This is a genomic window from Pseudomonas sp. GL_117, assembly GCF_057835125.1.
Window position 1 is genome coordinate 6,097,222 of record NZ_CM174418.1, and the last position, 23,677, is coordinate 6,120,898.

Genomic DNA, 23,677 nt, shown 5'->3' on the forward strand with positions numbered 1-23,677 from the left:
TTCACTGTCCGAAGGACCGATCGTGAACCAAAACTGGCACGGCACCCTGATCCGCCACATGCTCCTGTTGGTCACCGGCTGCCTGCTGGTCGGCCTGATCAGCGGTTATTACGGCTGGAGCCTGGCCATCGGCATCGGCCTGTACCTGGGCTGGACGCTCAAGCAATTGCTGCGCTTGCATGAATGGCTGCGCCAGCACAAACCCGACGAAGCACCGCCCGACGGCTACGGCCTGTGGGGCGAGGTGTTCGACAGCATCTACCACCTGCAACGCCGCGACCAACGGGTGCGCGGGCGCCTGCAAGCGGTGATCGACCGGGTGCAGGAGTCCACCGCCGCGCTGAAAGACGCGGTGATCATGCTCGACAGCGACGGCAACCTGGAGTGGTGGAACCGCGCCGCCGAAACCCTGCTGGGCCTCAAGACGCCCCAGGACAGCGGCCAGCCGGTGACCAACCTGGTACGCCATCCGCGCTTCAAGGAATACTTCGAGCAGGACAACTACGAAGAAGCCCTGGAAATCCCCTCGCCCACCAATGACCGCGTGCGCATCCAGCTGTACCTGACGCGCTATGGCAACAACGAACACCTGATGCTGGTCCGCGACGTGACCCGCATCCACCAGCTCGAACAGATGCGCAAGGACTTCGTCGCCAACGTCTCCCACGAGCTGCGCACACCGTTGACGGTGATCTGTGGCTACCTGGAGACGCTGCTGGACAATGTCGACGAGATCAACCCGCGCTGGAGCCGGGCGCTGCAACAGATGCAGCAGCAAGGCTCACGTATGCAGACCCTGCTCAATGACCTGTTGCTGTTGGCCAAGCTGGAGGCGACCGACTACCCGTCGGACAACCAGCCGGTGGCCGTACAAACCCTGTTGCAGACCATCAAGCACGACGCCCAGGCCCTCTCCGGCCAACGCGGCCAGCAGATCACCCTGGAAGCCGACCCGTCGGTGCTGCTCAAAGGCAGCGAAGGTGAGTTGCGCAGCGCGTTTTCCAACCTGGTGTTCAACGCCGTCAAGTACACCCAGGACAAGGGCACCATCCGCATCCGCTGGTGGGCCGATGAACAAGGCGCCCACTTGAGCGTGCAGGATTCCGGCATCGGCATCGACGCCAAGCACCTGCCGCGCCTGACCGAGCGTTTCTACCGCGTCGACTCCAGCCGCAACTCCAACACCGGCGGCACCGGGCTTGGCCTGGCAATCGTCAAGCATGTGCTGCTGCGCCACCGTGCGCGCCTGGAAATCAGCAGTGTACTGGGCCATGGCAGCACGTTTACCTGCCACTTTCCGCCGGCACAGGTGACCCCCTCGCGCGTCCTCGGCACCGACGAATAACCCGAATGCACCACTGGGCTGAATGTGGGAGCGGGCTTGCTCGCGAAAGCGGTGTATCAGTCAGCACATCCTTTTCTGACAAACCGCCTTCGCGAGCAAGCCCGCTCCCACACAAGCCAGCTCCCACAGTGGATTCGCATCGCTTTCAAAGACGCATTCCAGGCCCCACCTGGCAGCAGCCACTAGGCAAGCGCCCCTCCAGCCGCTACATTGGCCGACTTGCGTCCGCGTTTGCGGGCCACCTGTTAACCCTTATTGAACACACGGAACCTGCAAAACCCCATCATGGACCCTTCCCCTGGTATCACCCTCGCTACACTCTTCGCCGACTTCGGCATGATTCTTTTTGCACTGATCCTGGTACTGCTCAACGGTTTTTTCGTTGCGGCGGAATTTGCCATGGTCAAACTGCGCTCGACCCGCGTCGAGGCCATCGCCCACACCAACGGCTGGCGCGGGCAGATCCTGCGCACCGTGCATAGCCAGCTCGACGCCTACCTGTCGGCCTGCCAGCTGGGTATCACCCTCGCCTCCCTGGGCCTGGGCTGGGTCGGCGAACCGGCGTTTGCGCATATCCTCGAGCCGCTGCTGGGCGCCGTGGGCGTCGAGTCGCCGGAAGTGATCAAGGGCGTATCGTTCTTCGCCGCGTTCTTCGTGATTTCCTACCTGCACATCGTGGTCGGCGAACTGGCGCCCAAGTCCTGGGCGATCCGCAAACCGGAGTTGTTGTCGCTGTGGACGGCGGTGCCGCTGTACCTGTTCTATTGGGCGATGTACCCGGCGATCTACCTGCTCAACGCCAGTGCCAACGCGATCCTGCGTATCGCCGGCCAAGGCGAGCCCGGCCCGCACCATGAACACCATTACAGCCGCGAAGAACTCAAGCTGATCCTGCACTCCAGCCGTGGCCAGGACCCCAGCGACCAAGGCATGCGCGTACTGGCCTCCGCGGTGGAAATGGGCGAACTGGAAGTGGTGGACTGGGCCAACTCCCGGGAAGACCTGGTGACCCTGGACTTCAATGCCCCGCTCAAGGAAATCCTCGCGCTGTTCCGTCGCCACAAATTCAGCCGCTACCCGGTGTATGACGCGGTGCGCAACGAATTCGTGGGCCTGCTGCACATCAAGGATTTGCTGCTGGAACTGGCGGCTTTGGACCACATCCCCGAGTCGTTCAACCTGGCCGAGCTGACCCGCCCGCTGGAGCGCGTGTCGCGGCATATGCCGTTGTCGCAGCTGCTGGAGCAGTTCCGCAAGGGCGGCGCACACTTCGCCCTGGTGGAAGAAGCCGACGGCAAGATCATCGGCTACCTGACCATGGAAGACGTGCTGGAAGTGCTGGTGGGCGACATCCAGGATGAACACCGCAAGGCCGAGCGCGGCATCCTGGCCTATCAGCCGGGCAAGCTGTTGGTGCGTGGCGACACGCCGCTGTTCAAGATTGAGCGCCTGCTGGGCATCGATCTGGACCACATCGAAGCCGAAACCCTGGCCGGCCTGATCTACGAAACCCTCAAACGGGTGCCGGAAGAAGAAGAAGTGCTGGAAGTCGAAGGCTTGCGGATCATCATCAAGAAGATGAAAGGGCCAAAGATCGTATTGGCCAAGGTCCTGCTCCTGGATTGAGCCTCAGTTGCCCAACGCAAAGTTGGGCAATGCGCCCACCGGCTGGTTGAACTCATACGGGATCGACACCAGCCCCGCCTCACTGGCGCGCTGCACCACAAAATGCAGATGCGGCCCGCTGCTGTTGCCGGTATTGCCCGACAGCGCCAGCGGGCTGCCCACCGCGACCCGTTGCCCCACCCGAACGCTGACCGAACCTTGCTTGAGGTGCAGGTACACGCCCTCGGTGCCGTCATCATGGCGCACCCGCACAAAATTCCCCGACGCATCGTTGCCACGTCCGGCCTGCTGGTTCTCGGTTTTCACCACCACGCCGCTGCGCGCCGCGATGATCGGCGTGCCTTCGGGCATGGCGATGTCCATGGCGTAGCGGCTTTTGGCGTCGGTATGGCTGAAGCTGCCGTTGGGCCCTTGGCTCAGACGGAACGGCCCACCGCGCCAGGGCAGCGGGTAGCGGTAGGCTTGCGACGAGTAAGTGGGCTTGGGTCTATCAAGCACGGGCCGCTCGGGCTTGCGCTCCTGGATCACGAACGCCTGCGCCCCGGGGGTTTGCCGGTCGCTGTAAACCACGTTGCCGTTGGCATCGACGGATTTGTAGACGGTCATGGCCTGGGCCGACATGGCAACCGTGGCCAGCCCGCAGCACAGCAAGCAGCGCTTGAGCATGAAGTGAACCTGCCGAGATGAAACGGCAGGCTAGCAAGGGATCATGACAACTCTGTATGCGGCAAAGCAGATCAACCGTGGGTGCGGGCTTGGTGGGAGCGGGCTTGCTCGCGAATGCGGTGGGTCAGTCGGCACATGCATCAACTGGTACAACGCATTCGCGAGCAAGCCCGCTCCCACACAAGCCCGCTCCCACAATGTTCAGGTGTCGTGCCTAAGGTTACGCACCCGGCACAAAATGCTTCTGCGCGGTGCCGCGGGCGATCAGGCGGGAGATGTAATCGAGCTTCTGCGCGTCCTGGTCGATAAACCGGAAGGTCAGTTGCAGCCAGTCGCTGTCGGGCTTGGGCTCGTGAGCGACGATGGCGTGCAGGTAGCCGTTGAGGCGTGCGACTTCGGCGTTGTCGCCTTGCTCAAGGTCGAGCACGGCGCTTTCCAATACCTGGGGCAGGACCTCACCGCGACGCACCACCAACAGCGCCTCCTTGATGCTCAGGCCCTTGATCACGCATTGCTGGGTGCCACTGGACAGGCGCAACTGGCCCTGGCCGCGCCCAGCCGCCGGCGCGGCGGCCGCGGCAGGTGCCTGCACCGGCTGGCTGTTGAGCAGGCCTCGGTTCGCCGCAGGCGCGGGGGCGGCAGCCGCAACCGGCGCCGTGCGAGCGGCTTCGGGTTTGCCGCCGGTCAGGGCGCTCAGGGAGTCGTTGCCGAAAGCCGAGTTCATCTTGGTCGGTGCGCTGGCAACCAGGGCGTCGAGGCGGCCGACCTTGTGCAGGGCCTGCTTGACCTTGTTCAGCAACTGCTCGTTGGTGAACGGCTTGCTGACATAGCCGGAAACCCCGGCCTGGATCGCCTGGACCACGTTTTCCTTGTCGCCACGGCTGGTCACCATCACGAACGGCATGGCTTTGAGATGAGGCTGTTCGCGACACCAGGTCAACAGCTCAAGGCCGGACATCTCGGGCATTTCCCAGTCGCACAGCACCAGGTCGAACGTCTCGCGCATCAGGATGGTCTGGGCCTTCTTGCCGTTCACCGCATCTTCAAGCTTGATCCCAGGGAAGTAGTTGCGCAGGCACTTCTTCACCAGATCGCGGATAAACGAGGCGTCATCCACCACCAATACACTGACTTTACTCATCGACCCTTCATCCTATAAAAACTTCGGCACGCAAGACGCCTGACTGGTGGCATTTTGCCAAAACTCGTTAGTCACAGCAGGACTTTATTACGCCTGCCGCGCAAAAAATTCAGAAGCCACAAACGAAAACGCCCGGCCAATGGCCGGGCGTTAATTTCTCGGGCAACCTTACTTATCGTCAGATTCGCCGGGAACATTAGGGATTTGATCGGTCGAGCCTTCAACTTCAGCCTTCATGCGCTTGAGCCCCATGTGCCGTACGTCGGTGCCGCGCACCAGGTAGATCACCAGCTCCGAAATGTTGCGTGCGTGGTCGCCGATCCGCTCCAGCGAACGCAATACCCAGATAATGCTCAAGACCCGCGAGATAGAGCGCGGGTCTTCCATCATGTAGGTCGCCAGTTCACGCAGGGCGGTCTTGTATTCGCGGTCGATGATCTTGTCGTACTGGGCGACAGACAGCGCCAGCTCGGCGTCGAAACGGGCGAACGCGTCCAGTGCATCACGCACCATGTTGCGTACTTGGTCGCCAATGTGGCGCACTTCCACATAACCACGCGGCGCTTCGCCTTCTTCACACAGCTGGATGGCACGACGGGCAATCTTGGTGGCTTCGTCGCCGATGCGCTCCAGGTCGATCACCGACTTGGAGATGCTGATGATCAAACGCAGGTCGGACGCCGCCGGCTGGCGACGGGCCAGAATGCGCAGGCATTCTTCGTCGATATTGCGTTCCATCTGGTTGATCTGGTCGTCGATCTCACGCACTTGCTGGGCCAGGCCCGAGTCGGCCTCGATCAGCGCGGTCACGGCGTCGTTGACTTGCTTCTCCACCAGACCGCCCATCGCCAGGAGGTGGCTGCGCACTTCCTCAAGCTCGGCGTTGAACTGCGCGGAGATGTGGTGGGTAAGGCCTTCCTTCGAAATCATGGTTTTGCTCCGCAAAAGCTGTAAGCCGCAAGCTACAAGCTGCAAGCTGATGTGTGTCGTTAATCAAACTGCTTTTACTTGCCGCTTGAAACTTGCGGCTTGCAGCTGCCTCAACTAGCCGTAGCGACCGGTGATGTAGTCTTCGGTCTGCTTCTTCGCCGGATTGGTGAACAGGGTATCGGTATCGCCGAATTCCACCAACTTGCCCATGTACATGAATGCGGTGTAGTCGGAAACCCGCGCCGCCTGTTGCATGTTGTGGGTCACGATGACGATGGTGAACTTGGATTTGAGCTCGTAGATCAGCTCTTCGACTTTCAGCGTCGAGATCGGGTCGAGTGCCGAGCACGGTTCGTCGAGCAGCAGTACTTCCGGCTCCACGGCGATGGTCCGTGCGATCACCAGACGTTGCTGCTGGCCGCCGGACAGGCCGAGTGCCGAATCGTGCAGGCGGTCCTTGACCTCATCCCACAGCGCAGCGCCCTTGAGGGCCCACTCAACCGCTTCGTCGAGGATGCGTTTTTTGTTGATGCCCTGGATACGCAGGCCGTAGACCACGTTTTCGTAGATGGTCTTGGGGAACGGGTTGGGCTTCTGGAACACCATGCCCACGCGACGACGCAGCTCGGCCACATCCTCGCCCTTGCGATAGATGTTGCTGCCGTAGAGGTTGATGGCGCCGTCGACGCGGCAACCGTCCACCAGGTCGTTCATGCGGTTGAAGGTGCGCAGCAGCGTGGACTTGCCGCAGCCCGACGGGCCGATGAAGGCGGTCACGCGCTGCTTGGGGATGTTCATGCTGACGTCGAACAGCGCCTGCTTCTCACCGTAGTACAGGCTCAGGCCCGGTACTTCGATGGCCACGGTTTCCTGGGCCAGGCTCAGGCTCTGCTTGTCGCGACCCAGGGCAGACATGTTGATGCCGTGGGAATGGGTTTCGTGTTGCATGGGATGCTCCCTGTGCTACCAATTCGTTGTGTTGAGCCACCTGTGGCGGCCTACTCAAAAATCTGTGTGCTACGCGGTCCAGTGTGGGAGCGGGCTTGCTCGCGAATGCGGTATGTCAGCCAGCACATGTGTTTCTGATACACCGCATTCGCGAGCAAGCCCGCTCCCACATTGGGTCCGCGTTCACTCCAATTAGCTGTCCAACGCTTTGTATTTTTCGCGCAGGTGGTTACGAATCCACACCGCCGACAAGTTCAGCGTGGCGATCACCAGCACCAGCAGCAAGGCGGTGGCGTACACCAGTGGCCGTGCCGCTTCGACGTTGGGGCTCTGGAAGCCGACGTCGTAGATATGGAAGCCCAGGTGCATGATCTTCTGGTCCAGGTGCAGGTACGGGTAGTTGCCATCCAGCGGCAGCGACGGCGCCAGTTTCACTACCCCTACCAGCATCAGCGGCGCCACTTCACCGGCGGCGCGGGCCACGGCGAGGATCATGCCGGTCATCATCGCCGGGCTGGCCATCGGCAGCACGATCTTCCACAGCGTTTCCGCCTTGGTCGCGCCGAGTGCCAGGGAACCTTCACGCACGGTGCGGGGAATCCGCGCCAGGCCTTCTTCGGTGGCCACGATCACCACCGGCACCGCCAGCAGTGCCAGGGTCAGCGAGGCCCACAACAGGCCCGGCGTACCAAAGGTCGGGGCCGGCAGGGCTTCGGCGAAGAACAGGCGGTCTACCGAACCACCCAGTACATACACGAAGAAGCCCAGGCCGAACACGCCGTAGACGATGGCCGGTACGCCGGCCAGGTTGTTCACGGCGATGCGGATGATGCGGGTCAGCGCGTTCTGCTTGGCGTATTCACGCAGGTAAACCGCCGCCAGTACGCCGAACGGCGTCACGATCATCGCCATGATCAGGGTCATCATCACGGTGCCGAAGATCGCCGGGAAGATCCCGCCTTCGGTGTTGGCTTCGCGCGGGTCATCGCTGAGGAATTCCCAGACCTTGCTGAAGTAGAAGCCGATCTTGGTAAAGGTGCCCATGGCGTTCGGCTGGTAGGCGTGCACCACTTTGCCGATGCCGATCTCGACTTCCTTGCCGTTGCCATCACGGGCGGTCAGCGCGTCACGGTTGAACTGGGTATGCAGGTCGGCCAGGCGCGCTTCGATGTCTTGGTAGCGGGCATTCAGCTCGGCGCGGTCGGCAGCCATGTCGGCCTGGGCGGCAGCATCAAGCTTGCCTTCCAGTTCCAGCTTGCGACCGTGCAGGCGGATGCGTTCCAGACCGGCGTTGATCGCGCCGATGTCGGTTTTTTCCAGGCTCTTGAGCTGGGCAGCCAACTTGTTCACGCGGTCAACGCGGGCTTGCAACTCCGGCCACGCAGCCTCGCCTTCGGCGATGATCTTGCCATCTTGCTTGACGTTGACCAGGGTGCCGTAGAAGTTACCCCACTCACGACGCTCGATGGCCATCAGCTCGACCGGCTTGGTCTGGTCCTTGAGCCACTCGCCGACGATCCAGGTGAAGTCGTTGCCGTTCAAGTCCCGGTTGCCGACCTTGATCAGCTCGCGGGTCATGAATTCCGGGCCTTGTTCCGGCACGGGCAGGCCAGCGCTTTTGAGGCGCTCGCGCGGCACTTCTTCTTTCTGCACCACTTCGCCGATGACGATGTGGTTTGCCTGGCCCGGTACGCTGTAGTTGGCCTGGATCAGGTCAGCCGGCCAGAAGTGGCCCAAACCACGCACCGCAATCACAGCCAGCAAACCAATGGTCATGATGACCGCGATGGACACCGCGCCACCGCTGATCCAGACGCCTGGGGCGCCGCTCTTGAACCATCCATTCAGGGAGTTCTGTTTCACAGACTTCTACCTTTCTTAAAGCGACGAGTATTTCTTGCGCAGACGCTGACGGATCAGCTCGGCGAGGGTGTTCATGATGAAGGTGAACAGCAGCAGCACCAGCGCCGAGAGGAACAGCACGCGGTAGTGACTGCCGCCCACTTCCGACTCGGGCATTTCCACCGCGACGTTCGCCGCCAGCGTGCGCAGGCCTTCGAACAGGTTCATCTCCATCACCGGGGTGTTCCCGGTGGCCATCAGCACGATCATGGTCTCGCCGACGGCGCGGCCCATGCCGATCATCAGGGCCGAGAAGATGCCCGGGCTGGCGGTCAGGATCACTACGCGGGTCATGGTCTGCCACGGCGTGGCACCCAGGGCCAGCGAGCCCAGGGTCAGGCCACGCGGTACGCTGAACACGGCGTCTTCGGCGATGGAATAGATGTTCGGGATCACCGCGAAACCCATGGCCAGGCCGACTACCAGGGCGTTGCGCTGGTCGTAGGTGATGCCCAGGTCGTGGGAGATCCACATGCGCATGTCGCCGCCGAAGAACCAGGTTTCCAGGTACGGGCTCATGTACAGCGAGAGCCAGCCCACAAACAGGATCACCGGGATCAGGATCGCGCTTTCCCAGCCATCGGGAACGCGCAGGCGGATCGACTCAGGCAAGCGGCTGAAGATGAAGCCGGCCACCAGGATGCCAATCGGCAGCAGCATCAACAGGCTGAAAATCCCCGGCAGATGCCCTTCGACATACGGCGCCAGGAACAGGCCGGCGAAGAAGCCGAGGATCACCGTCGGCATCGCTTCCATCAGTTCGATCACCGGCTTGACCTTGCGGCGCAGGCTCGGGGCCATGAAGTAAGCGGTGTAGATCGCCGCGGCGACAGCCAGTGGCGCGGCCAGCAACATGGCGTAGAACGCCGCCTTCAGCGTACCGAAGGTCAGTGGCGCCAGGCTCATCTTGGGTTCGAAGTCGGTGTTGGCGGCGGTCGATTGCCAGACGTATTTAGGCTCGTCGTAGTTCTCGTACCAGACTTTGCTCCACAACGCGCTCCACGAAACTTCCGGGTGCGGGTTGTCCAGCGCCAGCGGTTGCAGCTTGCCACCGGCTTCCACGATCACGCGGTTGGCCCGTGGCGACAAGCCGAACACGCCCTGGGCGTCGACCACTTGATCCACCAGCAAGGTGCGGTGAGCGGTGCTGTGGAACACACCGAACTTGCCGGAAGCATCCAGGGCGGTGAAGCCTTTGCGACGTTCTTCGGCGGTGATTTCAACAACCGGCGCCGTGCCCATCTGGAAGGTGCGGATCTGCTTCAGACGCTGCTCGCCATCCGGGTCGCGGGCCATGAACCACTGGGCCAGGCCGCCCTTGGAGTTACCGACGATCAGCGAGATACCGCCAACCAGCTGGGTGCTGGCGGTGATTTCGGCGGTGCCATCTTCCAACAATTTGTAGCGACCGTTGAGGCTCTTGTCGCGCAGGCTGAACACATCAGCCAGGGCGCGACCGTTGATCACGTACAGCCACTGTTGCCGTGGGTCGATGAAGATCGCCTTCACCGGCTCGGTCATTTGCGGCAGCTCGATACGCTTCTGCTCGCTGGTGACTTCGCCGGTCATCATGTTTTCTTCGCGGCTCAGGGACAGCACGTTCAGGTGCGAACCGGCGGAACCGGCGACCACCAGGGACGAATCCGTAGCGTTGAGCGCAACGTGCTCCAGTGGGCGACCGGCGTCATCCAGGACGATCGGCGTTTCACCGTAGGGGTATTCAATCGCAGGCGTAATCGTCTTCTTGCCGTCCGGGTAGGACACCTTATAGGTGTGGCGGAATACCAGGGACTGGCCATTGGACAAACCAAGGATCACCAGTGGGCTGCCCGGTTGGTCTTCACCGATGGAAGCAACGCTTGTACCGGCTGGCAGCGGCAGGTCGACACGCTTGAGTTCGGCGCCGTTTTCGACATTGAAGAACAGTGCCTGGCCCTTGTCGGAAACCCGCATGGCGACCTGGTTCTGCTCTTCGAGGGAGATCATCAACGGTTTGCCGGCGTCCTGCATCCAGGCGGGCGTCAAGGCGTCCTCCTTGGTCAGCGAGGCGCCCTGGAACAACGGCGCGACCACGTAGGCGAGGAAGAAGAAGATCAGGGTGATAGCGCCGAGGACGGCGAGGCCGCCGATCAACACGTACCAACGGGTCAGGCGATCTTTGAGCGCGCGAATGCGGCGCTTGCGTTGCAGCTCAGGCGTATTGAAATCAATGCGCTTGGGAGGAGAAGTCGTCGTCATGGTGGAATTGGCCAGATCATTCATGCGCACACCCTAGCGATCCTGTATGACAGAAAGATGACAATGCAGTGACGCAAGAAATCCGCCGCGTAGCAGAGCTGGCAGCGGACTGAAAATTAGGAGGTGTAGACCGGTTTGCTTGTGTGGGAGCGGGCTTGCTCGCGAAGGCGGCGTGTCATTCAACACAGTGGCGACTGATACACCGCCTTCGCGAGCAAGCCCGCTCCCACAGGGCCCGCTGCTACACCAGGTATTGCAGGCTTACTTGGCGCCTTCTTTCAAACCCAGGTCAGCCAGGGCCTTGGCGGCAACTTTGGCTGGCAGTGGGATGTAGCCGTCTTTCACGACAACTTCCTGGCCCTGTTTGGACAGCACCAGTTTCACGAACTCAGCTTCCAGCGGAGCCAGAGGCTTGTTCGGGGCTTTGTTGACGTAAACGTAGAGGAAACGCGACAGCGGGTATTTGCCGTTCAGGGCGTTTTCTTCGCTGTCTTCGATGAAGTCAGTGCTGCCTTTTTTAGCCAGGGCAACGGTCTTCACGCTTGCAGTCTTGTAGCCGATACCCGAGTAACCGATGCCGTTCAGCGAGGAGCTGATCGACTGCACGACCGAAGCCGAGCCTGGTTGTTCGTTCACGTTTGGCTTGTAGTCGCCTTTGCACAGGGCTTCTTCTTTGAAGTAGCCGTAAGTGCCGGATACCGAGTTACGACCGAACAGTTGCACTGGCTTGTTGGCCAGGTCGCCAGTCACACCCAGGTCGCCCCAGGTTTTTACGTCAGCTTTGCCGCCGCACAGACGAGTCGAGGAGAAGATCGCGTCGACTTGTTCCATGGTCAGGTGCTGAATCGGGTTGTCCTTGTGTACGAATACAGCCAGGGCGTCCACGGCAACCGGAATAGCGGTTGGCTTGTAGCCGTACTTCTGCTCGAAGGCAGCCAGTTCGGTGTCCTTCATCTTGCGGCTCATCGGGCCCAGGTTGGAGGTGCCTTCAGTCAACGCAGGTGGCGCGGTGGCGGAGCCAGCGGCCTGAATCTGGATGTTTACGTTCGGGTATTCTTTTTTGTAGGACTCAGCCCACAGGGTCATCAGGTTGGCCAGGGTGTCAGAACCAACGCTGGACAAGTTGCCCGACACACCGGTGGTCTTGGTGTAGCTCGGGATAGCTGGGTCAACAGCGGCGAATGCGTTAGCAGTCGCAACGCCAGCAGCGACAAATGTCATAGCCGCCATCAAACGCTTCAGTTTCATGCCTTACTCCTAGCAGATAGGGATAGTTGGATCGGGGCCAAGTATCGGTAGGCCGTGTGAACACTCTATGTCTGGAATATGACAATTAGATGAAAGGCCAGTATTGGCTTTAAACGCGGCTAAACGGGGAAAGGTCGAGAATACGGGGGGTTGGGCAACAACGGGGGTGGTTCAGAAATACTCTGTAATGTGATCGTTCCTACATTGCATAGGAACGATCACTCTCAAGCGCTTAGCGGGAACGCTTCCACAGATACCCACCCACCAACATCCCCATCACACACAGCACGGCGACATAGTAGGCAGGGCCCATCGGGCTTTCCTTCATCAGCAACGACACCGCCAGCGGCGTCAGGCCGCCAAAGATGGCGTAGGCGACGTTGTAGGAAAACGACAAGCCGCTGAAGCGCACCACGGGTGGGAAGGCTTTCACCATCACGTAAGGCACTACGCCGATGGTGCCGACGAACAAACCGGTCAGGGCGTACAGCGGGAACAGCCAGTCCGGATGCTGGAAGAGGCTGTGGTACAGGGTCCACGAGCTGCCGAGCAGCAACAGGCAACCGGCGACCAGCACACGGCCAGCGCCGAAACGGTCGGCCAGGGCACCGGAGAGGATGCAGCCCAGGCTCAAGGTGACGATGGCCAGGCTGTTGGCTTGCAGGGCGACGGTGGGCGCGAAGTGGTAGACGGTCTGCAGCACGGTCGGGGTCATCAGGATGACCACGACGATACCGGCCGACAGCAGCCAGGTCAGCAGCATCGACAGCACGATGGCACCACGATGGTCACGCAAAACCGCACGCAGCGGCAGTTCGGCGGCCAGGGTCTTGCGTTGCTGCATCTCGGCGAAGATCGGCGTTTCATGCAGCCAGCGACGCAGGTACACCGACAACAGGCCGAACACACCGCCAAGCAGGAACGGGATGCGCCAGGCGAAATCCGAAACCTCTACCGGGGTGTACAGGGTGTTGATGGCTGTCGCCACCAGCGAACCCAGCAGAATGCCGGCGGTGAGGCCGCTGGTCAGGGTGCCGCAGGCATAACCGACGTGGCGCGGCGGTACATGTTCGGAGACGAACACCCAGGCGCCCGGTACTTCGCCGCCAATCGCCGCGCCCTGGATCACGCGCATCAGCAGCAACAGGATCGGCGCCCACAGGCCGATCTGCGCGTAGGTCGGCAGCAGGCCCATGATCAGGGTCGGCACGGCCATCATGAAGATACTCAGGGTGAACATCTTCTTGCGACCCAGCAGGTCGCCGAAGTGCGCCATGATGATGCCGCCCAGCGGGCGTGCCAGGTAGCCGGCGGCAAAGATGCCGAAGGTCTGCATCATGCGCAGCCATTCAGGCATATCGACGGGGAAAAAGAGTTTTCCGACCACGGTGGCGAAAAACACGAAAATAATGAAATCATAAAATTCCAGCGCCCCGCCCAAGGCAGACAGCGACAGGGTTTTATAGTCGTTGCGGGTCAGCGGGCGCGAAGGTTGCGCACTGCTTGCGGGCACGGAGGACATGGCAAGGCTTCTCTTATTAGTCAGAACGGCAGATCCGAGGTGCTGGCTGAGCCAGGACGGTTGGGCACGATAGCAAATCGCTTGCAAAAGCACACCAGAAGCACAGTTGTCGGAAAAAGCCGCAATACAGCGGCGAATTGCCGACCAAATCAGCCATAGACGGTCGTCGCGGCGCGAGGCTCCCGATATACTCGGCCCTTGCACGCGCCAGACCCGCAGTCTTGAGAGGCATCCTCGGCATGATCGAACTCGAACAAGAAGACCCCATCCCGCAAGGCGATCTCGCCCTGCAAATCACCGCGCTTCCCCGTGAAACCAACGGCTTTGGCGATATTTTCGGCGGCTGGCTGGTCGCGCAGATGGACCTCGCCGGCACGGCGATGGCCAGCAAGGTCGCAGGTGGCCGTGTCGCCACCGTGGCCATCGACCGCATGGCGTTCCTGGTGCCGGTCGCCGTGGGCGCACAACTGTCCTTTTATACCCAGGCCCTGGAAATCGGTCGCAGCTCGATCCAGATGATGGTCGAAGTGTGGAGCGACGACCCGCTGTCCAGCGAATGGCGCAAGGTCACCGAGGCGGTATTCGTGTTCGTCGCCATCGACGGCAGTGGCCGCACGCGCTCGGTTCCATCGCGCGCCCGTTAAACCTCGCGGGGTTTTGACGGTCAATTGCCCCATTGCCTGCCATTTGAGAGCGCTGTTATGCCTACGCCCCACGTTGAAACCGTGAAACTGGATGAGCTGGACTGCTGGCGCATCCGCCACAACGGCGCTGAATTGATGGTGGCCCAACAGGGCGCGCATATCTTCAGTTACAAGCGTGATGGCGAGCAGCCGCTGATCTGGCCGAACCCGCAAGCGGTGTTCAAGCAAGGCAAAGGCATCCGCACCGGCGTGCCGGTGTGCTGGCCGTGGTTTGGTGTGTTTGAGCGCAACCCACAGAGCGTCAAGGCGATGCGCCAGAGCGAGCAGCCGGCCGGCGCCCATGGTTTTGCGCGCACTGCGTTGTGGGAATTGGCCACGACCGAGCTTGAAGGCGACGCCCTGCGTATCGACCTGGTCTTGCCTGTGCCGGCGGGCGGCTTCCCCGGCTGGCCCCACCAGGTCGAGCTGACCTTGAGCCTGCTGCTGGACGAACAACTGCATATCCGCCTGACCAGCCACAACCGTGGTACCGACACCGTGACCCTGAGCCAGGCGCTGCACACTTATTTCGCCGTGAGCGATGTGCGTAACGTGCACGTCGAAGGGTTGGACGCAACGGCCTATATCGACACCGCCGACGGCTGGACGACCAAACGACAGAGCGGGCTGCTGCACTTCAACGCCGAGACCGATCGCATCTATCTGGATACGCCGGCGCAGTTGAACATTGTCGATCAGGATTGGCAGCGCCGCATCCAGCTCACCAGCCAGGGCTCGAAATCCACCGTGATCTGGAACCCGTGGACCGAACGCGCCAAGGCGTTTGATGACATGGCCGATGACGGCTGGACGGGCATGTTGTGCATCGAGACGGCGAATGTGCTGGATGATGTTGTTGAGTTGGCACCCGGCCGAAGCCACACCCTGGGCGTGAGCATCACAGGTCTCGACCTGTAAGCGCTGATCAAAATGTGGGAGCGGGCTTGTGTGGGAGCGGGCTTGCTCGCGAAGACGGTGTATCAGACACAAATATTTCGACTGAACCACCGCATTCGCGAGCAAGCCCGCTCCCACATTAGATCTTCGCCAGGCGTTAGAGATCCGACTCCTTTACCACCCTCACCTTGCCAGCATCCAGCGCATACGCTGCATCCGCCAGGTCATTGTTGACCTTCTCCACCTTCAACGTGCCCGTCACCCACAGCGGCGTGTAGATGTCATCCAGCTTCAGCCCCTTGGGATAACGCACCAGCACCAGTTGGTTCGGCGGCGGTGGCGGCACGTGGATGCAGGCGCCCGGGTACGGCACCAGGAAGAACAGCGTGCTGCGGCCCTTGGCATCGGTTTCCAGCGGCACCGGGTAGCCGCCGATGCGGATGTTCTTGCCGTTCATGGCGGCCACGGTCTTGGTCGAATACATCACCGCCGGCAAGCCTTTGCTCTGCTTCAAGCCACCTTTGTCGGTAAAGGTGCCCTGGGCTTCGGGGGAGTTGTGGTCGATCTCGGGCATGGCTTCGAGGGCTTTCTGGTCCGACAGCGGCATCAGGTCGAGCCAATCGGTTTCCGGCAGTTCACCGGCGTGGGCCAGGCCGGAGCCGAGCAAGAGGAGAGTCAACAAAAGACGGCGCATGGAGAGGCTCGACAAGTACAGGTGGCGAGCATTCTAGCCCTCTGCGCCTGCGCAGCGCAGAGGGCTTTGTCGCTTAGATCATTTCTTTTTGATCAGACCGTAGATCACCAGCAGGATGATCGCGCCAACCAGTGCACCAATGAAGCCCGCGCCCTGGCCTGCCTGGTAGATACCCAGCGCCTGGCCACCATAGGTCGCGGCAAGGGAGCCGGCGATACCCAGCAGGATGGTCATGATCCAGCCCATGCTGTCGTCGCCAGGCTTGAGGAAACGCGCGAGCAGACCGACGATCAAGCCGATAAAGATGGTTCCGATGATACCCATGGCATTTCCCTCTGAATGTAGGTGAGCTATGCCAAAGCCTAGACAGGCTTTGGCATCCTGCAATCAGAGAGACGACGGTCAACAATGGTTCCCGTCGGACTTGGCTTATTGCTCGGCGATCAGCGCTTCAACCTTGAGGATCTGCGCTTCCAGCGTCGCGCGGTCCTTGCAGCGCAGGTTGGCATGGCCGACCTTGCGCCCGGCCTTGAAGGCCTTGCCGTAGTGATGCAAGTGGCAGTCGTCGATAGCGATGACTTTTTCCACCGGCGGTACCACGCCGATGAAGTTGAGCATTGCGCTCTCGCCAACCTTGGCCGTGGAACCCAACGGCAAGCCCGCCACCGCCCGCAGGTGGTTTTCGAACTGGCTGCACTCGGCGCCTTCGGTGGTCCAGTGCCCGGAGTTGTGCACCCGCGGCGCGATTTCGTTGGCCTTGAGGCCACCGTCGACTTCAAAGAACTCGAACGCCATCACCCCAACGTAATCCAGCTGCTTGAGCACGCGGCTGGAATAGTCTTCGGCCAGGGCCTGCAACGGGTGATCGGTGCTGGCCACGGACAGCTTGAGGATGCCGCTGTCGTGGGTGTTGTGCACCAACGGGTAGAAGCGGGTTTCGCCATCACGGGCACGCACGGCGATCAGCGAGACTTCGCCGGTGAACGGCACGAAGCCTTCCAGCAGGCAGGCGACGCTGCCCAGTTCGGCGAAGGTGTCGACCACATCAGCGGCAGTGCGCAGGACTTTCTGGCCCTTGCCGTCGTAACCCAGGGTGCGGGTTTTCAGCACGGCCGGCAGGCCGATGCTGGCGACGGCGGCGTCCAGGTCCGCCTGGGACTGGATGTCGGCGAAGGCCGGGGTCGGAATGCCCAGGTCCTTGAACATGCTTTTTTCGAACCAGCGGTCGCGAGCGATGCGCAAGGCTTCGGCGCTCGGGTACACCGGCACGAACTGCGACAGGAAGGCCACGGTCTCGGCCGGGACGCTTTCGAACTCGAAGGTCACCAGGTCGACTTCGTCGGCCAGTTGACGCAGGTGGTCCGGGTCGCTGTAGTCAGCGCGCAGGTGTTCACCCAGGGCCGCCGCACAAGCGTCCGGCGCCGGGTCCAGGAAAGCGAAGTTCATCCCCAGCGGGGTTCCCGCCAGGGCCAGCATGCGACCCAGTTGGCCGCCACCGATTACACCGATTTTCATCGTCAACAACCTCAGGCGATGCGTGGGTCTGGATTGTCCAGCACGCTGTCTGTCTGCTCAGCACGGAATTTTTTCAGCACCGCGTGGAACTGCGGGTGCTTGGCGCCCAGGATGCTGGCGGACAGCAACGCGGCGTTGATCGCGCCGGCCTTGCCGATCGCCAGGGTCGCCACCGGGATGCCGGCCGGCATCTGCACGATGGACAACAGCGAATCCACGCCCGAGAGCATCGCCGACTGCACCGGCACGCCAAGAACCGGCAGGTGGGTCTTGGCCGCACACATGCCTGGCAGGTGCGCTGCACCGCCGGCACCGGCGATGATCACCTCGATGCCACGGGATTCTGCTTCATCGGCATACTGGAACAGCAAATCCGGGGTGCGGTGGGCAGAGACCACTTTCACTTCATACGGAATGCCGAGTTTTTCCAGCATATCGGCGGTGTGGCTAAGGGTGGACCAATCGGACTTGGAGCCCATGATCACGCCAACCAATGCACTCATCGTCGTGCCTCTTCTCTCTGGGCGCCCGCAGGCGCGTCAAAAAACAACAAGCCACGCGGGAAATCCGGCGTGGCTTGGTGTGCGAATTAAGGCCGGTTGGACCGGCCGAAGGCCGCGCAGTATACCGTAATAATCCAGATAAACAGCCCCTTGGATGACCATCTGTCTAGCGGGGCAAAGCGGCGGTTTTATTGACTTTCAGGTCAGCGAACACAACACACATTCCCCATGGGAACTGGGTCAATGTGGGAGCTGGCTTGCCTGCGATAGCAATGGTGAATTCACTACAGCTATCGCAGGCAAGCCAGCTCCCACATTGATCTTCAGCGCACTCAAGCGCCCTGCGCCGCCCCACCCTCCAACTTGCGCCACAACAACCGCACGTTGGCCTTGCGTACCAATGCACAGCGATACAAACGAATCTCCAGCGGCACATGCCATTGCGGGCCACCGCACACCACCAGCTCACCGCGCGCCAATTCGGCACGCACGCTCAGTTGCGGCACCCAGGCGATGCCCAGCCCTTCCAGCGCCATGCTCTTGAGGCTGTCGGCCATCGCCGTTTCGTACACCGTGGTAAAGCGCAACGCGCGCTGACGCAGCAGCAGATGTACCGAACGGCCAAGGAACGCACCGGCGCTGTAGGCCAGGAGCGGCACGCTGCCCTCACCTTCCAGGTCGAACAACGGCTTGCCATCGGCATCGGCCGCGCACACCGGGAGCATTTCGGTGTTGCCCAGGTGCAGTGAGGGGAAAATTTCCGCGTCCATCTGCATCGCCGCGTCCGGATCGTAGAACGCCAGCATCAAGTCGCAACCGCCTTCGCGCAGGGCGTGTACGGCATCGCCGACGTTGGTGGCGACCAGCCGCGTGGCGATGTTCAGGCCTTCGTTACGCAGCTGTGCGATCCAGCGCGGGAAAAAGCCCAGTGCCAGGGAGTGGGCTGCCGCCACTTGCATGACCTCGCCCTGCCCGCCTTCCAGGTGGTGCAAATGGCGCAGTACTTCACCGAGCTGTTCGACCACGGTGCGCGCGGTCACCAGGAACAACTGCCCCGCCGCCGTCAGTTCGACTGGCGTACGCGAGCGATTGACCAGGGTCAGGCCCAACGCCGCCTCAAGGCTGCGGATGCGTCGGCTGAACGCTGGCTGGGTAACAAAGCGCCGCTCCGCCGCCTGGGAAAAGCTGCGGGTGGCGGCCAGGGCGCTGAAGTCTTCCAGCCATTTGCTCTCAAGGTTCATCACTTACTCCCACGGGTACGCACCATTTTGGTACACACGCCCGCCATGATAGCCGGGTCACACCTGCATTATGCCGTTTATGCATAGCCCAGTGCTGAACAGCATTGGCCCAAAAACACACACAAGCCTAGCATTCGCAGCGTTCCGGCCAGTTCCGGGTCCATATCGAGATGATTTCCGTCATGTCCTCCGCTGCATCTTTCCGTACCGAAAAAGACCTGCTTGGCGTACTTGAAGTACCGGCTCAAGCGTATTACGGCATCCAGACCCTGCGAGCGGTGAACAACTTCCGCCTCTCGGGCGTTCCGATTTCGCATTACCCGAAATTGGTGGTCGGTCTGGCAATGGTCAAGCAAGCGGCGGCAGACGCCAACCGCGAGCTGGGTCAGCTCAGTGAAGCCAAGCACGCTGCCATCAGCGAAGCCTGTGCCCGTCTGATCCGCGGCGATTTCCACGAAGAGTTCGTGGTGGACATGATTCAAGGCGGCGCTGGCACTTCAACCAACATGAATGCCAACGAAGTCATCGCCAACATCGCGCTGGAGGCCATGGGTCACCAGAAGGGCGAATATCAATACCTGCACCCCAACAACGACGTGAACATGGCGCAGTCGACCAACGACGCCTACCCGACCGCGATCCGCCTGGGTCTGCTGCTGGGCCATGACGCGCTGCTGGCCAGCCTCGACAGCCTGATCCAGGCGTTCGCCGCCAAGGGCGTCGAATTCAGCCACGTGCTGAAAATGGGCCGCACCCAATTGCAAGACGCCGTGCCGATGACCCTCGGCCAGGAATTCCGCGCCTTCGCCACCACCCTCGGTGAAGACCTGGCCCGCCTGAAAACCCTGGCGCCAGAGCTGTTGACCGAAGTGAACCTGGGCGGCACCGCCATCGGTACCGGCATCAACGCCGACCCGCGCTATCAGGCCCTGGCCGTACAACGCCTGGCCGTGATCAGCGGCCAGCCGGTGGTACCGGCCGCCGACCTGATCGAAGCCACCTCCGACATGGGCGCTTTCGTGCTGTTCTCCGGCATGCTCAAGCGTACCGCGGTGAAACTGTCGAAGATCTGCAACGACCTGCGCCTGCTGTCCAGCGGCCCACGCACCGGGATCAACGAGATCAACCTGCCAGCGCGCCAGCCAGGCAGCTCGATCATGCCAGGCAAGGTCAACCCGGTAATTCCGGAAGCCGTCAACCAGGTGGCGTTCCAAGTGATCGGCAACGACCTGGCGCTGACCATGGCAGCCGAAGGCGGCCAACTGCAGCTGAACGTGATGGAGCCGCTGATCGCCTTCAAGATCTTCGACTCGATCCGCCTGCTGCAACGCGCCATGGACATGCTGCGCGAGCACTGCATCACCGGCATCACTGCCAACGAAGCCCGCTGCCGCGAACTGGTGGAGCACTCCATCGGCCTGGTTACCGCGCTGAACCCGTACATCGGCTATGAAAACGCCACCCGTATCGCCCGTATCGCCCTCGAAAGCGGCCGTGGCGTGCTGGAACTGGTGCGCGAAGAAGGCTTGCTCGACGACGCCATGCTCGACGACATCCTGCGCCCCGAAAACATGATTGCCCCACGCTTGGTCCCGCTGAAGGCCTAAGCGTTTGTTGCACCGCTCACCAGGTTGAGGGACTAGACACCTCTCACCTTTTGAGGGCCTGAAGGCTCGTTCTTCAGGCCCTTTTTTTTGCCTCAAGGTTGTGAAATGACGCCCATAAAAACTCCAATATCGCCCTGTAAGCCCACCGCCCCTGCAACAGCTTGGCTGAAACCTTTAATCAGCCCAAGCAGACGGATCACGTTCGCCTAGGTATAGTGCCGCCCCTCTCGCGTCTGCGGCCGTCGGTAACGAGGCCCTGAACACAGCGCGAAACCGCATGAATAACAACCCGCAAAAGGATTGGGGTCGAACTGTCGCGCACTGCCTGGTGCCAAGCGACGGCATCGAACCGTCCTGCGTTTGCCATTAGAAAAATCAGCGAGGAACACTCCATGCTCGAAGTCATCAACGACTTCCTCTCAGGGAAAGTACTGATCGTGCTCATTGTCGGGCTCGGCGGTTATTTCACGATCCGCTCGCGTTTCGTACAACTGCGTCACTTTTTCCACATGTTCTCGGTGTTTAAAGACAGCCTGAAGAACAGCTCCGACCAACTCAGCTCGTTCCAGGCGCTGATGCTCAGCCTGGCCGGCCGCGTGGGTGCCGGCAACATTGCCGGTGTCGGCATTGCGGTGACCCTGGGTGGCCCGGGGGCCGTGTTCTGGATGTGGGTCACCGCATTGGTGGGCATGTCTTCGAGCTTTATCGAATGTTCCCTCGGCCAGCTGTACAAGCGCACCGACGCAGAAGGCACCTACCGTGGCGGCCCGGCGTATTACATCCAGCACGGCCTGCAGAAGCGCTGGTTGGGCATGGTCATGGCGTTCCTGCTGCTGGTGACCTTCGGCTTCGCCTTCAACGGCCTGCAAGCCCACGCCGTGACCCACTCGCTGAACAACGCCTTCGGCCTCGACACCACCTACACCGGCCTGGCCCTGGCGGCCTTGTTGGGCCTGGTGTTCATCGGCGGGATCAAGCGCATCGCCTCGATCGCCGACCTGCTGGTGCCGGTCAAGACCCTGGTCTACATCGCCGTGACCCTGTACGTGATCGTGCTGCAGTTCGACCACGTACCGGCCATGCTGATGACCATCGTCAAGAGCGCCTTCGGTCTGGATCAAGCCTTCGGTGGCCTGGTCGGTAGCGCGATCATCATGGGTGTGAAGCGCGGCGTGTTCGCCAACGAAGCCGGTCTGGGCAGTGCGCCGAACGTGGCAGCCGTGGCCTCTGTAGAGCACCCGATTGCCCAAGGCGTGGTCCAGGCATTCAGTGTGTTCCTCGATACCTTCGTGATCTGCACCTGCACCGCCTTGCTGATCCTGCTCTCCGGTTTCTACACCCCGGGCTTTGAAGGCGACGGCATTGCCCTGACCCAGAACTCCCTGGCTGCCGTGGTCGGTGACTGGGGCCGCATGTTCATCTCCGTGGCCCTGGCGTTGTTCGTGTTCACCTCGATCATGTACAACTACTACCTCGGCGAGAGCAACCTGCGCTTTTTGGTGGGCAACAACCGCAAGGTACTGATGGGCTATCGCGCCCTGGTGCTGGTGCTGATCTTCTGGGGCTCCATCGAGAACCTGAGCACCGTGTTCGCGTTTGCCGACATCACCATGACCATGCTCGCCTTCGTCAACCTGTTCGCCCTGGCGTTCCTGTTCAAGATCGCCATGCGTATCCTGAACGACTACGACAACCAGCGCGCGGCAGGCATCAAGACCCCGGTGTTCGACTCCAGCCAGTTCCCTGACCTGGACCTGGACCGCAGCGCCTGGCCGGCCAACCCGGTAAAACCCGAGGCCGCTCCATCGGCTGAACTGAACGCCCAAGCCCAGCGCTGAGCGTAGAGAGATGACACGCCGTACGACCTTGGGCATGCTCGGGGCCGTGCGGCGTTTTTCGTTCAGGAGATTTTTCGATGCAACCAGCTAACAACGTCATGGTGCTCTATACCGGCGGCACCATCGGCATGCAGGCCAGTGCCAACGGCCTGGCCCCCGCTTCCGGCTTCGAAGCGCGCATGCGCGAACAGCTCGCCAACCAGCCTGTGCCCGCCTGGCGCTTCGAGGAAATGGCCCCGCTGATCGACAGCGCCAATATGACCCCCGCCTACTGGCAGCGCCTGCGCACCGCGGTGATCGATGCCGTGGACCAGGGCTGCGACGGCGTGCTGGTCCTGCATGGCACCGACACCCTGGCCTACAGTGCAGCGGCCATGGCTTTCCAACTGCTGGGCCTGCCGGTGCCGGTGGTGTTCACGGGTTCGATGCTGCCCGCCGGCGTGCCGGACAGCGATGCCTGGGAAAACGTCAGCGGCGCGCTGCAAGCGCTGGGCGCGGGCGTGGTGCCGGGCGTGCACCTGCACTTTCACGGCGCGATGATGGCGCCGACCGCCTGCGCGAAGGTGCGCAGCTTTGGCCGCAACCCGTTCGCGGCGTTGAATCGCCAGGGCGGCGTGGCCCGTGCCGCGACCATTCCTCAAGCCCTGGACTATCGCCAGCCGAAGGCCTTGGCCAACGTCGGCGTACTGCCGCTGGTGCCGGGTATCGGCGCGGCACAGTTGGACGCCCTGATTGGCAGCGGCATTCAAGCCCTGATCCTGGAGTGCTTCGGCAGCGGCACCGGGCCCAGCGACAACCCCGAGTTCCTGGCCAGCCTCCAGCGTGCACAGGAGCGAGGCGTGGTCGTGGTCGCAGTCACGCAGTGCCATGAAGGTGGCGTGGAACTGGACGTCTACGAAGCCGGCAGCCGCCTGCGTGGGGTAGGCGTGCTGTCGGGTGGCGGCATGACCCGAGAAGCGGCATTCGGCAAGCTCAACGCGCTGCTCGGCGCAGGGCTGGACAACGCGCAGGTCCGTGGCCTGGTGGAAACCAACCTGTGCGGCGAACTGGGCTGAGCCCACCCCTTACATAATCACCCCCCTCCTGGCTGAGCGATTCCTAGCATGGCAACACCCGAGGCAAGCCCTCGGGTC

20 protein-coding genes are annotated in these 23,677 nt (G+C 61.7%); 7 read left to right on the top strand and 13 right to left on the bottom strand.

Annotation, left to right across the window (positions count from 1 at the left end; translation table 11 throughout):
• Positions 1-58: 58 nt before the first annotated feature.
• Together phoR and AC3ISR_RS27975 are read left to right on the top strand one after the other, a co-directional pair.
• Positions 59-1,345 carry a phosphate regulon sensor histidine kinase PhoR gene (gene phoR, locus AC3ISR_RS27970; protein ID WP_463983711.1) on the top strand — a complete coding sequence of 429 codons (1,287 nt, stop codon included), beginning with the start codon at positions 59-61 and terminating at the stop codon, positions 1,343-1,345.
• Positions 1,346-1,630: 285 nt separating this feature from the next.
• Complete coding sequence (locus AC3ISR_RS27975; RefSeq protein WP_192298048.1) at positions 1,631-2,971, top strand: hemolysin family protein; 1,341 nt, start codon at positions 1,631-1,633, stop codon at positions 2,969-2,971.
• Positions 2,972-2,974: 3 nt separating this feature from the next.
• Here AC3ISR_RS27975 and AC3ISR_RS27980 read toward each other — a convergent pair whose 3' ends face one another.
• The 8 genes from AC3ISR_RS27980 to AC3ISR_RS28015 all read right to left on the bottom strand — a co-directional run bounded on the left by AC3ISR_RS27980 (position 2,975) and on the right by AC3ISR_RS28015 (position 13,566).
• A complete protein-coding gene (locus AC3ISR_RS27980) occupies positions 2,975-3,637 on the bottom strand; it encodes a M23 family metallopeptidase (protein ID WP_192298049.1) in 663 nt (220 codons plus the stop codon).
• A gap of 220 nt (positions 3,638-3,857) precedes the next feature.
• Positions 3,858-4,778, bottom strand: coding sequence for a response regulator (locus tag AC3ISR_RS27985; RefSeq protein WP_192298050.1), 921 nt, complete (start codon positions 4,776-4,778; stop codon positions 3,858-3,860).
• A 168-nt stretch (positions 4,779-4,946) separates the two neighbouring features.
• The gene (gene phoU, locus AC3ISR_RS27990; RefSeq protein WP_192298051.1) at positions 4,947-5,708 is read right to left on the bottom strand and encodes a phosphate signaling complex protein PhoU; all 762 of its coding nucleotides are present in this window, start codon (positions 5,706-5,708) and stop codon (positions 4,947-4,949) included.
• 114 nt (positions 5,709-5,822) lie between these two features.
• Complete coding sequence (gene pstB / locus AC3ISR_RS27995) at positions 5,823-6,656, bottom strand: phosphate ABC transporter ATP-binding protein PstB (RefSeq protein ID WP_192298052.1); 834 nt, start codon at positions 6,654-6,656, stop codon at positions 5,823-5,825.
• Positions 6,657-6,848: 192 nt separating this feature from the next.
• Positions 6,849-8,519: a phosphate ABC transporter permease PstA gene (gene pstA / locus AC3ISR_RS28000; RefSeq protein ID WP_192298053.1), complete on the bottom strand. Its 1,671-nt coding sequence runs from the start codon at positions 8,517-8,519 to the stop codon at positions 6,849-6,851.
• Positions 8,520-8,534: 15 nt separating this feature from the next.
• Entirely contained in the window at positions 8,535-10,568 is a 2,034-nt protein-coding gene (locus AC3ISR_RS28005; protein ID WP_192298247.1) for an ABC transporter permease subunit, read from the bottom strand.
• A 489-nt stretch (positions 10,569-11,057) separates the two neighbouring features.
• A complete protein-coding gene (locus tag AC3ISR_RS28010; protein ID WP_192298054.1) occupies positions 11,058-12,044 on the bottom strand; it encodes a phosphate ABC transporter substrate-binding protein PstS in 987 nt (328 codons plus the stop codon).
• A gap of 232 nt (positions 12,045-12,276) precedes the next feature.
• Complete coding sequence (locus AC3ISR_RS28015; RefSeq protein WP_192298055.1) at positions 12,277-13,566, bottom strand: MFS transporter; 1,290 nt, start codon at positions 13,564-13,566, stop codon at positions 12,277-12,279.
• 239 nt (positions 13,567-13,805) lie between these two features.
• On the opposite strand from AC3ISR_RS28015, the gene AC3ISR_RS28020 reads away from it, so the two are divergent.
• Both AC3ISR_RS28020 and AC3ISR_RS28025 read left to right on the top strand, forming a co-directional pair.
• Positions 13,806-14,210 carry an acyl-CoA thioesterase gene (locus tag AC3ISR_RS28020; protein ID WP_003176975.1) on the top strand — a complete coding sequence of 135 codons (405 nt, stop codon included), beginning with the start codon at positions 13,806-13,808 and terminating at the stop codon, positions 14,208-14,210.
• A 57-nt stretch (positions 14,211-14,267) separates the two neighbouring features.
• Entirely contained in the window at positions 14,268-15,167 is a 900-nt protein-coding gene (locus AC3ISR_RS28025) for a D-hexose-6-phosphate mutarotase (RefSeq protein ID WP_463983700.1), read from the top strand.
• Positions 15,168-15,303: 136 nt separating this feature from the next.
• On the opposite strand, the gene AC3ISR_RS28030 is transcribed toward AC3ISR_RS28025, so the two are convergent.
• From AC3ISR_RS28030 to AC3ISR_RS28050, 5 genes are all read right to left on the bottom strand, one after another.
• A complete protein-coding gene (locus tag AC3ISR_RS28030; protein WP_050784921.1) occupies positions 15,304-15,840 on the bottom strand; it encodes a DUF3299 domain-containing protein in 537 nt (178 codons plus the stop codon).
• A 78-nt stretch (positions 15,841-15,918) separates the two neighbouring features.
• The gene (locus AC3ISR_RS28035) at positions 15,919-16,164 is read right to left on the bottom strand and encodes a GlsB/YeaQ/YmgE family stress response membrane protein (protein WP_016978642.1); all 246 of its coding nucleotides are present in this window, start codon (positions 16,162-16,164) and stop codon (positions 15,919-15,921) included.
• Positions 16,165-16,269: 105 nt separating this feature from the next.
• Positions 16,270-17,355: a 5-(carboxyamino)imidazole ribonucleotide synthase gene (locus AC3ISR_RS28040; protein ID WP_192298057.1), complete on the bottom strand. Its 1,086-nt coding sequence runs from the start codon at positions 17,353-17,355 to the stop codon at positions 16,270-16,272.
• 11 nt (positions 17,356-17,366) lie between these two features.
• The gene (purE, locus tag AC3ISR_RS28045; protein WP_003176980.1) at positions 17,367-17,858 is read right to left on the bottom strand and encodes a 5-(carboxyamino)imidazole ribonucleotide mutase; all 492 of its coding nucleotides are present in this window, start codon (positions 17,856-17,858) and stop codon (positions 17,367-17,369) included.
• A 332-nt stretch (positions 17,859-18,190) separates the two neighbouring features.
• Positions 18,191-19,099: a LysR substrate-binding domain-containing protein gene (locus AC3ISR_RS28050; protein WP_192298058.1), complete on the bottom strand. Its 909-nt coding sequence runs from the start codon at positions 19,097-19,099 to the stop codon at positions 18,191-18,193.
• A 182-nt stretch (positions 19,100-19,281) separates the two neighbouring features.
• On the opposite strand from AC3ISR_RS28050, the gene aspA reads away from it, so the two are divergent.
• The 3 genes from aspA (at position 19,282) to AC3ISR_RS28065 (ending at position 23,599) form a co-directional block, all read left to right on the top strand.
• Positions 19,282-20,706, top strand: a complete 1,425-nt coding sequence (gene aspA / locus AC3ISR_RS28055) for an aspartate ammonia-lyase (protein WP_192298059.1) — start codon at positions 19,282-19,284, stop codon at positions 20,704-20,706.
• A 392-nt stretch (positions 20,707-21,098) separates the two neighbouring features.
• Positions 21,099-22,544, top strand: a complete 1,446-nt coding sequence (locus AC3ISR_RS28060; protein ID WP_192298060.1) for an alanine/glycine:cation symporter family protein — start codon at positions 21,099-21,101, stop codon at positions 22,542-22,544.
• A 77-nt stretch (positions 22,545-22,621) separates the two neighbouring features.
• A complete protein-coding gene (locus AC3ISR_RS28065) occupies positions 22,622-23,599 on the top strand; it encodes an asparaginase (RefSeq protein WP_192298061.1) in 978 nt (325 codons plus the stop codon).
• Positions 23,600-23,677: the final 78 nt, after the last annotated feature.